The organism is Type-A symbiont of Plautia stali (genome assembly GCF_059731155.1).
This window is the reverse complement of the sequence record NZ_AP035891.1, coordinates 1772533-1787381: the sequence shown is the minus strand read 5'-3', so window position 1 is coordinate 1787381 and position 14849 is coordinate 1772533. Positions and strand designations below refer to the sequence as shown.

The window sequence follows — 14849 nt, the reverse complement described above, 5'->3', positions numbered from 1 at the left end:
CATGATCACCTCTTCGCGCGTTACGCCGTCGCTGACGCTGCTGGCGCTGTTCATGCTGCTGACGGGTTGTGCCGTCGGGCCCGATTATCAGCCGCCGCAGGCGCACACGCCCGGTAGCTACCGTGATTTGCCCTCTCAGGAAGCCTCAAAACCGCTGGCGTCCGCGACCAATCCTTCGTGGTGGAAAAGCTTTAACGACCCGCAGCTCGATAGCCTGATTGAGCGCGCCATCGCCGGCAACCTGACGCTGCAACAGTCGGTGCTGCGCATTGCCGGTGCGCGCGAACAGCTGGCGCAGGCACGTGGCGGGCTGTTCCCGTCGCTTAACGGCTCCGCCAAAGTGACGCGTCAGCAGCTCGGCCTGAAAGGCATGCTGAAATCCTATGGGGTTTACGATCAGGTAGATGATGACGTGGCGGATCAGCTCAACGGCCTGACCCATTCGGTCACGCTGTATCAGGGCAGCTTTGACGCCAGCTGGGAACTGGATTTATGGGGCAAAGTACGACGCCAGATGGAGATGGCGGACGCGCAGCAGCAGGCGGCGATTGAGCAGCGTAACGATGCGCTGGTGTCGCTGGAAGCCGAGGTCGCGCGCGCGTATCTGCAGCTGCGCGGCGCGCAGGCGGTGCTGGCGACGCTGCAACAGCAGATTAACGTGGCGCAGCAAACCTGGGAGCTGATGCAAAGCCAGCAGCGTAACGGTCTGGCGCCGCTCACCGACGTTGAGAATGCCCGTGCGCAGCTGGCCTCCCTTAACGCGCAGCTGCCGCCGTATCAGGCTCAGGAGCGTCAGGCGATGAACGGGCTGGCAGTGCTGCTGGGAAAAACGCCGGGCTCGCTGGATAACGAACTGATGAGCAGCAAAGCGTTGCCGGCGTTGCCCAAGCTGGTGGCGGTGGGCATTCCATCGACACTGGCGCGCCGTCGTCCGGATATCCGCCAGGCTGAAGCGAATCTGCATGCGCAGACCGCCAATATCGGCGTATCGGTCGCGAACCTGTTCCCCAGCCTGTCGCTCACCGGGCAGCTGGGCGTGCGCAACACCGATGCCAGCTACCTTGACGACTGGAGCAGCCACTTCTTCAGCATCGGCCCGGCGCTGTCGATCCCGATTTTTCAGGGCGGACGTCTGGTTTCCAGCGTGAAACTGGCGCGCGCGCAGCAGGCGAGCGCGGCGCTTGATTATCGCCAGACGGTGCTGACGGCGCTGCAGGATGTGGAAAATGCGCTGGTCAGCTACCGCGCCGATCAGCAACAGGTTACCGTGCTAGATGAGACCACTGGCGCACTGCAGCGCGCCTTTGACCTCGCCAGTGACAGTTACAAACAGGGTATCTCCACCTTCCTTGAGGTGCTGGATGCCCAGCGTCAGCTGGCGCAGTCGCAGGCGCAATCCACCCAGGCGCGCATGCAAAGCGCGCTGGACCTGGTGGCGCTGTATAAAGCGCTGGGCGGCGGCTGGGAGCCGTATCAGCAGGTGACGCTGCCGGACTATGACGTTTTTGGCCCGGCCACCGCAGTTAATTAATCCGGCATCGCTGACCGCATTCACTGTGTGCGGTCAGCGCCTTTCGTGAAATAAATATTCTCCCTTCTGTTTTTTGTGCAAAATTTGCACTGCCTTCTCTGCGCCCAAAATCAGGTTGTGTGATCATCGTCTCAATCAAAGGCAAAGATAATGACCCGTGGCGCAAAATTTAAATTTCATATTTATTAATTGTGGTGGAAATAATCTATTTTAAGGCTTCTTACCTCAGGAAAGGAGTTGGTTATGTCCCGCGAAACCTGGATGACGCCCAATCCGGCATCAGGGCCAAACAGCAGCACGCGCACCGAGCCTTTTGTGAAAGTCATTGCGCTGATTGCCACCCTCGGTGGCTTGTTGTTTGGCTACGACACCGGCGTGATCTCCGGCGCACTGTTATTCATGGGCGACGATCTGCATCTCACCCCGTTTACCACCGGGCTGGTGACCAGCAGCCTGCTGTTCGGCGCGGCGTTTGGCGCACTGGCTTCCGGTCACTTTGCCGCTGCGGTCGGGCGGAGAAAAATTATTCTGGTACTGGCGATTATTTTTGCACTCGGCGCGCTGGGTACCGCACTGGCACCCGATGTCAGCTGGATGATTTTCTTCCGCTTGGTCCTTGGCGTGGCCGTGGGCGGTGCGTCCGCCACCGTGCCGGTGTATATCGCCGAAATGGCACCGGCCAATAAGCGTGGTCAGCTGGTGACCATGCAGGAGCTGATGATCGTCTCCGGCCAGATGCTGGCCTATATGTCGAACGCCGGCTTCAACGCGGCTTGGGGTGGCGACACGACCTGGCGCTGGATGCTGGCGGTCGCCACTCTGCCGGCGGTGCTGCTGTGGTTCGGGATGATGTTTATGCCGGACACGCCGCGCTGGTACGCAATGCAGGGTCGTCTCGCTGAGGCGCGCAAGGTTCTGGAACGCACCCGCGCGCGCGAAGACGTTGAGTGGGAGATGATGGAGATCGAAGAGACGCTGTCGGACGAGCAACAGCAGCGTCCGCGTCTGCGGGAGTTGCGCCAGCCGTGGCTGATCAAACTGTTCCTGATCGGTGTCGGTATTGCCGCCATTCAGCAACTGACCGGCGTAAATACCATCATGTACTACGCGCCGACCATGCTGAAAGCCGTGGGGATGAGCAATGACGCTGCGCTGTTTGCCACCATTGCCAATGGCGCGGTCTCCGTATTAATGACGTTTGTGGGGATCTGGCTACTGGGGCGCATCGGTCGCCGCACTATGACGATGATTGGCCAGTTTGGCTGTACCGCCTGTCTGGTGTTTATTGGCATCGTCAGTTACCTGATGCCGGAAACAGTAAACGGCCAGCCGGATATTTTGCGCAGTTATATGGTGCTGCTGGGCATGCTGATGTTTCTGAGTTTCCAGCAGGGCGCGTTATCACCAGTGACCTGGCTGCTGCTGTCAGAAATTTTCCCGACGCGGTTACGCGGTATTTTTATGGGCGGCGCGGTATTTGCGTTGTGGATCGCCAATTTTCTTATTTCTCTGCTGTTCCCGGTTCTGCTGGCGTCGGTTTGCTTATCCGGTGCGTTCTTTATTTTCTCGCTGATTGGCATAGGCGGCGCGATTTTTGTTATTCGCTGGGTACCGGAAACACGCCATCGTTCGCTGGAGCAGATTGAACATTATTTGCACGACCGGCTGTCTGATGAGCCTGCGCCCCAGGTATTGCGACCGGCGGTGAAGAAAAGCGGATAACCACAGACATACGATTTTTGCATGATGGCCGGTGAACAACCGGCCTTTTTTTATTTATTTAATGGCAAAATGAGATATTGCTCGCATCTGTGATGCTAATCTCATCCGCGTTAAAAACGGATTTTACTTACACTATTAATGTTTTTTTACCTTTATGCTGACTTCTGCCTCAGCGCACAATAAGCGCTAAACGCTTGTTTCGTACGCGTGAATAAGTAATGAAATCGATTCCAGTTCCAGCCGGTGGTACTGAACCGCTGATGTTAATTCACCGTTAATTCACGCCGCACATTGGGTTTAAACGCGCCTGCCAAGAATATGCTAATCCATTCGGATTAATCCGGTCTGCAAAATTAATTTATTTTTTTACTTGAATTGGGTAATCTTGCCACTACAGTTTATTTAACCCCCTTAAGCAAGGACATTGTGATGAGTGACGTATTTAAAGTTCTGAACAACATTCGCACATTACGTGCACAGGCTCGTGAACTGCCACTGAGCGATCTGGACGAAATCCTAGAAAAATTAACCGTCGTGGTGACTGAGCGCCGCGACGAAGTTGAAGCGGAAGAAGCGCAGAACCGCGAAAAAGAAGAGAAGCTGTCTAAATACCGTGAAATGCTGCTGGCAGACGGTATCGACCCGAACGAATTACTGGGTGCGCTGGAAACCGGTAAAAAACGCGCCAAGCGTGCGCCGCGTCCGGCGAAATATTCTTACACCGACGAAAACGGTGAAGAGAAATCATGGACCGGTCAGGGCCGTACCCCAGCTGCGATTAAAAAAGCGCTGGATGCAGGTAAAAGCCTCGACAGCTTCCTGATCAAATAATCTGCACAATCCTTGTAAGCGGGAGCCGGGGGCGTCAGCGTCTCCGGCTTTTTTATTGGCCTCGCCCCGGGCACGGGCGGCGGTTCATTTCCCGCGCCGTGGATAACCTGTCCGGCACGGTCGCAATTATTTTACCTCTGGCAACAAGGTGTTCTTAGCCTTGCCTCTGCGTATCCGGGTGCAGAGGTGGCTCATCCAAGCTGCTTCTGGCATAATGCCCGCTGTTTTTTCCTCCACTGCGTAACAAAGGTCAATGCCGTGTTAGTTTCCAGCAATATCACTATGCAGTTCGGCAGTAAGCCACTGTTTGAGAATATCTCCGTTAAATTTGGCGGCGGTAATCGTTACGGTTTAATCGGTGCAAACGGCAGCGGTAAATCGACCTTCATGAAAATACTGGGCGGCGACCTGGTTCCGACTAACGGAAATGTTTCCCTCGACCCCAATGAGCGCATCGGTAAGCTTCGCCAGGATCAGTTTGCTTTCGAGCAATATAGCGTGCTGGATACCGTGATTATGGGTCACTAGGAATTGTGGGCGGTGAAGCAGGAGCGCGATCGCATATATGCATTGCCGGAAATGAGCGAAGAGGAAGGCTATAAAGTCGCCGACCTTGAGGTCGCCTACGGTGAAATGGACGGTTACAGTGCCGAATCACGCGCCGGAGAATTATTACTCGGCGTGGGCATTCCGGTGGAGCAGCATTACGGTCCGATGAGTGAAATTGCCCTAGGCTGGAAATTGCGTGTGCTGCTGGCGCAGGCGTTATTTGCTAACCCGGATATTTTGTTACTCGACGAACCAACCAACAACCTGGATATTGACACCATTCGCTGGCTGGAGCAGGTGCTTAACGAACGTGACAGTACCATGATCATCATTTCGCATGACCGTCACTTCCTGAATATGGTGTGTACGCACATGGCGGATCTGGATTACGGTGAGCTGCGCGTTTATCCCGGCAATTATGACGAATATATGACGGCGGCGACCTAGGCGCGCGAGCGTTTATTAGCGGATAACGCCAAGAAGAAAGCGCAAATTGCCGATCTGCAATCCTTCGTTAGCCGCTTTAGCTCCAACGCCTCAAAATCGCGTCAGGCCACCTCGCGCGCGAAGCAGATTGATAAAATCAAACTGGATGAGGTAAAAACCTCCAGCCGTCAGAACCCGTATATTCGTTTCGAGCAGGATAAAAAGCTGTTCCGTAATGCGCTGGAAGTGGAAGCGCTGACAAAGGATTTGATAACGGTCCGCTGTTTAAAAATCTTAACCTGCTGCTGGAAGTGGGTGAGAAACTGGCAATCCTCGGCGCCAACGGTATTGGTAAATCCACGCTGCTGAAAACGCTGGTCGGCGAACTGCAGCCGGATAGCGGCACGGTGAAATGGTCGGAGAATGCGCGCATTGGTTACTACGCGCAGGATCACGCCGAAGATTTTGCTGACGACCTGAGCGTGTTCGACTGGATGAGCCAGTGGAAGCAGGAAGGCGATGACGAGCAGGCGGTGCGCAGTATTCTTGGTCGTCTGCTGTTCAGCCACGACGACATCAAGAAGCCAGCGAAAGTGCTGTCCGGTGGTGAGAAAGGTCGCATGCTGTTTGGCAAGCTGATGATGCAGAAGCCAAACATCTTGGTGATGGACGAACCGACTAACCACTTGGATATGGAGTCGATCGAGTCACTGAACATGGCGCTGGAGATGTACGAAGGCACGCTGATTTTCGTCTCGCACGACCGTGAGTTCGTCAGCTCTCTGGCGACGCGCGTCATCGAGATTAAAGGCGATCGCATCGTTGACTTCACCGGCAACTACGAAGATTACCTGCGCAGCCAGGGCATCGTATAACAGCGTAGCCGTTTAGCACCCGCCATAATCAGCGGCGCAATTTATCGCCTGATAAATTGCGCCGCTCAGCAATACCTAACGCTTATGTTCACGCCCCGGCGTTATTCCTCACGCTTGCCACACACTTCACACTGCGCATCCTGCGCCACTTTCAGGCTGCGAAACTCAGCGCTCATCCCATCGTACATCAGCAGTCGCGCGCTGGCCGGCTGGCCAAAGGCGCTTAGCACCTTTAGCGTTTCCATCGCCTGCATCGCACCCACCACGCCGACCAGCGGAGCCATCACGCTGGCTTCGACACAGCTCAGCGTCTGCTCGCCGAACAGGCGGCTGATGCAGCGGTAGCAGGGTTCGCCGGGCTGCCAGGTAAATACGCTGAGCTGGCCTTCCATGCGGATGGCGGCGCCGGAGATCAGCGGCACCCGATGCTGAAAACATCCGCGGTTCACCTGTTCGCGCGTGGTGACATTGTCGCTGCAGTCCAGCACCGCATCGTGACGCGCAATAAGTTCGCCGAGCGCGGCTTCATCCAGCTGCGCATCGATCGGCTCCAGCGTGCAGTGCGGATTGAGCGCCGCCAGCTGCTGACGGGCCGAGGCGACTTTTGCCATGCCGATGCGCTCATCGCTGTGCAGAATCTGGCGCTGCAGATTACTCAGGCTGACGCGATCGAAATCCAGCAGCGTCAGATGACCGACGCCGGCGGCGGCAAGATAGGGCGCGGCAGCACAGCCCAGTCCGCCCAAGCCAACGATAAGCACCCGTGAGGCTTTCAGCCGTTCCTGGCCGTCGAAATCGAAGCCGCGCAGCACAATCTGCCGGTTGTAGCGCAGCATCTCTTCATCGCTCAGCTCTACGTGCATTAGCCCTCAAGCAGGCTGTTGAAGGCCTCGACATCAACCCATTCGCCCGGCTCAACGTCACCGCGATCGCGCTCCAGCACAATAAAGCAGTTGGCCAGCGCAAAGGAACTGAACACGTGCGACCCCTGCGCACCGGTGCTGCGCACTTCCAGTACGCCATCATCGCCGCGACTGAGAATGCCACGCTGAAAATCGAGCCGGCCCGGCGCTTTCTTCAGGCGCTGCGTTGCGCGCGCGCGCTGGCGCAGCGGCATGATGCGCGTGGTCTGGCCGGTCAGCGTGGCCAGCAGCGGCTGCACCAGCTGATAGAAGGTCACGGCCGCCGACACCGGATTGCCCGGCAACCCGCAGAACCAGCTGTTGGCCAGACGGCCAAAGGCAAACGGCTTGCCGGGCTTGATCGCCAGTTTCCAGAAGTTAATCGCGCCCAGCTCTTCGAGCATCGCTTTGGTGAAATCCGCCTCGCCCACGGATACACCGCCGGTGCTGATCACCACATCGGCCTGGCGATCGGCTTCGCTGAAGGCCTGGCGCAGCAACGCGGGATCGTCAGCGATCACGCCGAGGTCGATTACCTCGCAGCCGAGTTTGCGCAGCATCAGCGCCACGGTGAAGCGGTTGGTGTCATAAATCTGGCCCTCAGCCAGCGGCTGGCCCACTGCCTGCAGTTCGTCACCGGTGGAGAAGATCGCCACGCGCAGCTTACGCAGCACGCTGACCTCTGCAATGCCGAGCGATGCCAGCAGCGGCAGCTCCGCCGCACCGAGCCGCACGCCGGCATCCAGTACCTGCTTACCGGCCTGAATATCCTCCCCGATGCGGCGAATATTTTGCCCGGCACGCACTGGCGCGGTGATAACGATGCCGCCGTCACGCGGTTCGGTTTGCTCCTGCATCACCACGGTGTCGCAGCCGGCGGGGATCGGTGCGCCGGTCATAATGCGAATCACGCTGCCGGCTGGCCAGTCGCCATTAAACGGGGCGCCGGCAAAAGCTTTGCCCGTTACCGGCAACACGCGGTCAGCTGACAGGTCGCTCAGGCGCAGCGCGTAGCCGTCCATCGCGGAGTTATCGAACGGCGGCACGTCCAGCGGCGAAATCACCGGCTTCGCGGTAATGCGCCCGGCGGCATCGGCCAGCGCAACGCTCAGGCAATCGCTAATCGGTTGCAGCTGCTGCAGCATTTTCTGCTGTGCGTCTTCAAGGGAAATCAGTCCGGCGGTAAAAGGTTCCATGTCCATCTCTGTCGGGTTAAAGGCGAATGCTGCCTATTATGGTGGCATTTGTCCGCTGAGTCACATGCGACAAAAAAGCATAATCCACATTAAAAGGTTATGACCGCTGATACACTTTCTGCTTTACAAGCAGGGAGGGGCTTTCTATAGTCGAAAATTGCCAAAAAAAGATGAAAACCATTCCAAATCAGTGTTTTTGGCTCTGATTCCTTGACAGGGTAACGGTTATGGCTAAAGCAGTTATCGCAATTCACGGCGGAGCCGGCGCGATTACGCGTGCGGCAATGAGCGCCGAAAAAGAACAGCACTATCGTCAGCAGCTGGCCGCGATTGTCAGCGCCGGCCAGCAGATTCTGGCCAGCGGCGGTAGCGCGCTGGATGCCGTGACCGAAGCGGTGCTGCTGCTGGAAGAGTGCCCGCTGTTCAATGCCGGCAGAGGTGCCGTGTTCACCCATCAGGGCACCCATGAACTGGATGCCAGCCTGATGGATGGCCGTACGCTGGATATCGGCGCCGTCGCTGGCGTCAGCCGTATCCGCAATCCGATTCTTGCCGCGCGTAAAGTGCTGGAAGCCAGTCCGCACGTGCTCTTTATTGGCAGCGGGGCGGAAGCCTTTGCCGCGCAACAGGGGCTGACGCCGGTCGAGCCCGATTTCTTCTCGACGCCAGAACGCTGGGAGCAGTTGCAGCGCGCGCTGGGCAGCGAACAAATGCTGCTGGATCATGATGGCGCGGCGCAGGGGAGCGATCCGCTGGACCCGGATCGCAAATTTGGCACCGTGGGCGCGGTGGCGCTCGATTTGCAGGGTAATCTGGCGGCCGCCACCTCCACCGGCGGCATGACCAACAAGCAGGCGGGCCGCGTCGGCGATTCACCGCTGGCGGGCGCCGGCTGCTATGCCAACAACGCAACCGTGGCGGTCTCCTGTACCGGTACCGGAGAAGTGTTTATTCGCACGCTGGCGGCTTACGATGTCTCGGCGCAGATGGAATATGGCGGTCGTTCGCTGCAACAGGCCACCGCCAGCGTGATTCATGACAAAGTGCAGGAGCTGGAGGGCAGCGGCGGGCTGATTGCCGTTGATGTCCACGGCAACGTGGCGCTGCCGTTTAACAGCGAAGGCATGTACCGCGGATTCGCTTATGTGGGCGGCGAGGTTGAGGTGGCGATTTATCGCGACAGCTAAGGAGCAGGCATGACGGATCTACAGCAGCAGTTTGCGCCGCAGCAGGTGCTGGCGGTACGCGATCTCTGCGTGCGCTTTGAGCATGAAGGGCGCGTGACGGACGCCGTGCGGCAGCTTTCGCTCGATCTGCACCGGGGAGAAACGCTGGCGCTGGTGGGCGAATCGGGCTCGGGCAAATCGGTGACGTCGCTGGCGCTGATGCGTCTGATTGAGCAGGCCGGCGGCGCGGTCAGCGGTGAAATCTTGCTGCTGCGGCGCAACGGCGAGGTGCTGGATGTGATGCGTGCGTCCGCCAGCCAGATGCGCCGGGTGCGCGGTGCGGACATGGCGATGATCTTTCAGGAGCCGATGACGTCGCTCAATCCGGTGTTCACCGTCGGTGAACAGATCGCCGAATCCATTCGTTTGCATCAGGGGAAAAGTCACCAGCAGGCGCAGGCCGAAGCGCGACGCATGCTGGATCTGGTGCGCATTCCGGAAGCGCACAATGTGCTGTCGCGCTATCCGCATCAGCTCTCTGGCGGCATGCGCCAGCGCGTGATGATCGCCATGGCGCTGTCGTGCAAGCCGGCGCTGCTGATTGCCGATGAGCCGACCACCGCGCTGGACGTCACCATCCAGGCGCAGATTCTGCAGCTGATTCGCGTGCTGCAAAAAGAGATGCAGATGGGCGTCATCTTTATTACGCACGATATGGGCGTGGTGGCGGAGATGGCCGATCGCGTGCAGGTGATGTATCGCGGCGATGTGGTTGAGCGCGCGCCGGTGCAGCAGTTGTTCGACGCGCCGCAGCAGCCGTATACCCGCGCGTTGCTGGCGGCCGTGCCGAAACTTGGGGCGATGAGCGGCCAGCCGCTGCCGGCGAAGTTTCCGCTGCTGCATACCAACGGTCGCGAAGAGGCCAGCACGCCGCAGGATACCGTGCGTCACGATCGCCCGCCGATTTTACAGGTGCGCGATCTGGTTACGCGCTTTGATATTCGCTGCGGGCTGCTCAATCGGGTGAAGCGCCGCGTCCACGCGGTGGAAAAAGTCAGTTTCGATCTTTATGCAGGCGAAACCCTCGCGCTGGTGGGCGAGTCCGGCTGCGGCAAATCCACGACCGGACGCTCGCTGCTGCGGCTGGTCGCCAGCCAGGGCGGTAGCATCACTTTTGACGGCCAGCGCATTGATGCTCTGCAGGGCAGGGCGCTGGCTACGCTGCGCCGCGACATTCAGTTTATCTTTCAGGATCCGTATGCGTCGCTCGATCCGCGCCTTACCGTGGGCTTTTCGATTATGGAGCCGCTGCTGGTGCACCGCAGTATGGGGCGCGCGCAGGCAGAGAAACGTGTCGCCTGGCTGCTGGAACGCGTCGGTCTGCTGCCGGAGCATGCACAGCGCTACCCGCACGAGTTTTCTGGTGGTCAGCGTCAGCGTATCTGTATCGCACGCGCGCTGGCGCTTAATCCTAAAGTGGTGATCGCCGACGAATCCGTCTCCGCGCTGGATGTGTCGATTCAGGCGCAGATCATCAACCTGATGCTGGATTTACAGCGTGAATTTGGCATCGCCTTCCTGTTTATTTCGCACGACATGGCCGTGGTGGAGCGCATCAGCCATCGCGTTGCGGTGATGTATCTCGGACAGATTGTGGAGATGGGACCGCGTCAGGCGGTATTCGAACAGCCGCGCCATCCTTATACCAAAAAACTGATGGCCGCGGTGCCGGTGGCCGATCCGGCGCATCGGCATCGCGAGCGGGCGCTGATGGTAGATGAGATCCCCAGCCCGATTCGCCCGCTGGGTGATGAGCCGGAAGTGGCACCGTTATTGGAAGTGGCACCGGGCCATTTTGTCGCCCGCCATGCCATTAGCGGCGCCTGAGCAGCAACCAACCGCGCCCTCTGTGCAGGGCGCGCAAGACAGGGACTACAGGAGAACGATAACGATGCACCATATCATGCGAAAAGGGGTTATCACTGCCGGGTTGTTGAGTTCGGCGCTGGCGCTGCCCGCCTGGGCGGCCAAAGATGCGGTGATTGCCGTGGCTTCGACCTTCACCACGCTGGATCCGTACGACGCCAACGACACGCTGTCGCAGGCGGTGGCCAAGTCTTTCTATCAGGGCCTGTTCGGCTTCGATAAAGACATGAAGCTGGTTAACGTGCTGGCCGAAAGCTATCAGGCCAGCAGCGATGGTTTGACTTACACCATCAAGCTGCGTCCGGGCGTGAAATTCCAGGATGGCACGGATTTCAATGCCGAAGCGGTGAAAGTCAACCTCGACCGCGCCAGCAATCCGGACAACCATTTCAAGCGCTATAACCTGTTTAAATATATCGCCACCACCGAAGTGGTCGATCCGTCCACGGTGAAAATTACCCTGAAGCAGTCGTTCTCAGCGTTTATCAACAATCTGGCGCACCCGGCTGCGGTGATGATCTCGCCAACCGCGCTGAAAAAATATGGTAAGGACATCGGTTTCCACCCGGTAGGCACCGGACCTTATACCTTTGACACCTGGAACCAGACCGACTTTGTCAAAGTGAAAAAGTGGTCAGGCTACTGGAAACCGGGCTATCCAAAACTCGACAGCATTACCTGGCGTCCGGTGGTGGATAACAACACCCGCGCGGCCATGCTACAAACCGGCGAGGCCAGCTTTGCCTTCCCGGTGCCGTTAGAGCAGGCCAAACTGCTGCAGGGCAATAGCAAGCTGGATGTGGTGACCACACCGTCGATCATGCAGCGTTACATCAGCCTCAACGTGACGCAAAAGCCGTTCGATAACCCGAAAGTGCGTGACGCGCTGGAGTATGCCATCAATCGCCAGGCGCTGGCCAAAGTGGCCTTTGCCGGTTACGCCACGCCAGCCAACGGCATCGTGCCGCCGCGCATTGATTTTGCCCAGAGCTATCCGGCCATCCAATACGATCCGGCCAAAGCGCGCGCGCTGCTGAAGGAAGCGGGCTACCCGAATGGTTTCGAAACCACGCTGTGGTCGTCACATAACCACAGCACCGCGCAGAAAGTGCTGCAGTTTACCCAGCAGCAGCTGGCGCAGGTGGGTGTGAAGGTGAAAGTCACGGCGATGGATGCCGGCCAGCGCGCGGCGGAAGTGGAGAGTAAAGGGCAGAAAGAGAGCGGTGTGCGCATGTTCTACACCGGCTGGTCAGCCTCCACCGGCGAAGCCGACTGGGCGCTGACGCCGCTGTTCGCCACCAGCTCGTGGCCACCGGCGATCTTCAACACCGCGTTCTACAGCAACCCGCAGGTGGATAAAGACCTAGCGGATGCGCTGAAGACCACCGATCGCGACCAGAAAGCCAGACTGTATAAAGACGCGCAGGACCGCATCTGGAACGATCACCCGTGGATTCCGCTGGTGGTGGAGCAGCTGCTATCTGCGAACAATAAAAACCTGACCGGTTTTTACGTCATGCCCGATACCTCATTCAATTTTGATGAGGCGGATCTGAAGTAACAGACGCGGCCAGCCTTACGGGGCTGGCCGATGCTGCGCGGGATTTCGCATGCTCAACTATTTTCTTAAACGCCTGCTCGGGCTGATTCCCACGCTGCTGATTGTCGCAGTGCTGGTGTTCCTGTTCGTGCATCTGTTGCCGGGCGATCCGGCGCGCCTGATTGCCGGACCGGAAGCGGATGCCTCAGTGGTGGCGCTGGTGCGTCAGGAGCTGGGGCTCGATCAGCCGCTGATTCAGCAGTTCTGGCACTTTATCCTCAATGCTTTGCAGGGCGATTTTGGTCAGTCGATGGTGTCAAAGCGGCCGGTCTCTGCCGAAATTGCCGCGCGTTTTTTTCCTACTCTGTGGCTGACGCTGAGCAGCATAGTGTGGGCGGTACTGTTTGGCATGGCAATCGGCATTGTTTCGGCGGTATGGCGCAATCGCTGGCCGGACCGCATCGGCATGACGCTGGCGGTTTCCGGCATCTCCTTCCCGGCGTTTGCGCTGGGCATGCTGCTGATGCAGGTCTTTTCGGTCGAGCTCGGCTGGCTACCGACGGTGGGCGCCGACAGCTGGCAGCACTACATTCTGCCGTCGGTTACGCTCGGTGCCGCCGTGGCCGCCGTCATGGCGCGCTTTACCCGCGCTTCGTTTGTTGAGGTGATGCAGGAAGATTATATGCGCACCGCGCGTGCCAAAGGGGTGCGCGAATCGCTGGTGGTGGTCAAACACGGGCTGCGCAACGCCATGATTCCGGTGGTCACCATGATGGGGCTGCAGTTCGGCTTTCTGCTCGGCGGCTCGATTGTGGTGGAAGTGGTGTTTAACTGGCCCGGACTGGGCCGTCTGCTGGTGGATTCGGTGGAGATGCGTGATTACCCGGTGATTCAGGCCGAGGTGCTGCTGTTTTCACTGGAATTCATTCTGATTAACCTGATCGTCGATATGCTCTACGCGGCGATCAACCCGGCTATTCGCTACAGGTAAGGAGTGCAATTGAAGAACTGGCGACGCGATGCGGCACTGAAATCCCTGCCGCTGATGACGGAAAACAGGGTTCGCACGCCGTGGCGTGAATTCTGGCGGCGCTTTCGCCGTCAGCATGTGGCGCTGCTGGCGGGCGCGTTTGTGCTGCTGCTGATTGTGGTGGCGTTTATCGCCCCGTGGATCGCCCCGTTTGATGCCGAAAACTATTTTGACTACGACCGGCTCAACGAAGGGCCGTCGTGGATGCATCTGTTTGGCGTCGATTCCCTTGGGTGCGATATCTTCAGTCGGGTGCTGGTCGGGACGCGCATTTCGTTGATCGCCAGCTTCTTCTCGGTAGCGATTGGCACGGTGATCGGCACCGTGCTGGGGCTACTGGCGGGCTATTACGAAGGCTGGTGGGATCGCATCACCATGCGCATCTGCGATGTGTTGTTTGCTTTTCCCGGCATTCTGCTGGCGATCGCGGTGGTGGCGATCATGGGCAGCGGCTTGAGCAACGTGATTGTGGCGGTGGCGATTTTCAGTATTCCGGCATTTGCCCGTCTGGTGCGTGGCAATACGCTGGTGCTGAAACATCAGACCTATATCGAGTCGGCGCGCAGTATTGGTGCCTCCGACTGGACCATTATCATGCGTCACATATTGCCCGGTACGGTGTCGTCGATTGTGGTCTATTTCACCATGCGTATCGGTACCTCGATCATCACCGCCGCCAGCCTGTCCTTTCTCGGCCTGGGCGCGCAGCCTCCGACGCCGGAGTGGGGCGCGATGCTCAACGAGGCGCGCGCCGATATGGCGATTGCGCCGCACGTGGCGATCTTCCCCAGCCTGGCGATTTTTCTCACCGTGCTGGCGTTCAATCTGCTGGGCGACGGCCTGCGCGACGCGCTGGATCCGAAACTAAAGAGCTGATTTTCGAGCTGGCAGGCGTGAACCGGAGCCACAGTGCCGCCATTCAGGGGAAATATTTGTCAGTGCAGTATTTGGGTCACCATGAATGGCGACCCTTATATCCCGATCATTCTCCTCCGGGTATGATGATCCCCGACTGATCATCGGGAAGTTGCTGGTGAGATGGGGGCGACCCCTGGGCATAAAGCCTGCTTTGTGGATTCATCCCCGGCAACTTAACTCCCGCCTTCAAGACCGGACGGTATCCTGTGCCCCGAGCACGCATCCATAAGGATGGTC

The 14849-nt window shown here is 58.4% G+C and carries 10 protein-coding genes and 1 pseudogene; 9 read left to right on the top strand and 2 right to left on the bottom strand.

Annotated elements, in window-relative coordinates:
- Nucleotide 1 precedes the first annotated feature (1 nt).
- The 4 genes and pseudogenes from AC6I8M_RS09560 to AC6I8M_RS09545 all read left to right on the top strand — a co-directional run bounded on the left by AC6I8M_RS09560 (nucleotide 2) and on the right by AC6I8M_RS09545 (nucleotide 5934).
- Nucleotides 2-1531: an efflux transporter outer membrane subunit gene (locus AC6I8M_RS09560; RefSeq protein ID WP_498013774.1), complete on the top strand. Its 1530-nt coding sequence runs from the start codon at nucleotides 2-4 to the stop codon at nucleotides 1529-1531.
- 243 nt (nucleotides 1532-1774) lie between these two features.
- Nucleotides 1775-3253 carry a sugar porter family MFS transporter gene (locus AC6I8M_RS09555; RefSeq protein ID WP_010615922.1) on the top strand — a complete coding sequence of 493 codons (1479 nt, stop codon included), beginning with the start codon at nucleotides 1775-1777 and terminating at the stop codon, nucleotides 3251-3253.
- Nucleotides 3254-3682: 429 nt separating this feature from the next.
- Complete coding sequence (locus tag AC6I8M_RS09550; protein WP_498013773.1) at nucleotides 3683-4084, top strand: H-NS family histone-like protein; 402 nt, start codon at nucleotides 3683-3685, stop codon at nucleotides 4082-4084.
- A 258-nt stretch (nucleotides 4085-4342) separates the two neighbouring features.
- Nucleotides 4343-5934 (top strand): annotated as a pseudogene (locus tag AC6I8M_RS09545) (ABC-F family ATPase).
- A 101-nt stretch (nucleotides 5935-6035) separates the two neighbouring features.
- Here the strand turns inward: AC6I8M_RS09545 and moeB are convergent.
- On the bottom strand, nucleotides 6036-6797 hold the full coding sequence (gene moeB / locus AC6I8M_RS09540) for a molybdopterin-synthase adenylyltransferase MoeB (RefSeq protein ID WP_010615917.1): 762 nt from the start codon (nucleotides 6795-6797) through the stop codon (nucleotides 6036-6038).
- Complete coding sequence (gene moeA, locus AC6I8M_RS09535; protein WP_498013772.1) at nucleotides 6797-8032, bottom strand: molybdopterin molybdotransferase MoeA; 1236 nt, start codon at nucleotides 8030-8032, stop codon at nucleotides 6797-6799. The genes moeB and moeA overlap by 1 nt, the downstream gene beginning before the upstream one ends.
- Before the next feature lie 227 nt (nucleotides 8033-8259).
- Here moeA and AC6I8M_RS09530 point away from each other — a divergent pair, with 227 nt between their 5' ends.
- From AC6I8M_RS09530 to gsiD, 5 genes are all read left to right on the top strand, one after another.
- On the top strand, nucleotides 8260-9219 hold the full coding sequence (locus tag AC6I8M_RS09530) for an isoaspartyl peptidase/L-asparaginase family protein (RefSeq protein ID WP_010615915.1): 960 nt from the start codon (nucleotides 8260-8262) through the stop codon (nucleotides 9217-9219).
- 9 nt (nucleotides 9220-9228) lie between these two features.
- On the top strand, nucleotides 9229-11085 hold the full coding sequence (gsiA, locus tag AC6I8M_RS09525) for a glutathione ABC transporter ATP-binding protein GsiA (RefSeq protein ID WP_010615914.1): 1857 nt from the start codon (nucleotides 9229-9231) through the stop codon (nucleotides 11083-11085).
- Nucleotides 11086-11149: 64 nt separating this feature from the next.
- Nucleotides 11150-12685, top strand: coding sequence for a glutathione ABC transporter substrate-binding protein GsiB (gsiB, locus tag AC6I8M_RS09520; protein WP_010615913.1), 1536 nt, complete (start codon nucleotides 11150-11152; stop codon nucleotides 12683-12685).
- 49 nt (nucleotides 12686-12734) lie between these two features.
- A complete protein-coding gene (gene gsiC, locus AC6I8M_RS09515; protein WP_010615912.1) occupies nucleotides 12735-13655 on the top strand; it encodes a glutathione ABC transporter permease GsiC in 921 nt (306 codons plus the stop codon).
- A 9-nt stretch (nucleotides 13656-13664) separates the two neighbouring features.
- Nucleotides 13665-14570 carry a glutathione ABC transporter permease GsiD gene (gsiD, locus tag AC6I8M_RS09510; protein WP_022547526.1) on the top strand — a complete coding sequence of 302 codons (906 nt, stop codon included), beginning with the start codon at nucleotides 13665-13667 and terminating at the stop codon, nucleotides 14568-14570.
- The last annotated feature ends 279 nt before the right edge of the window (nucleotides 14571-14849 follow it).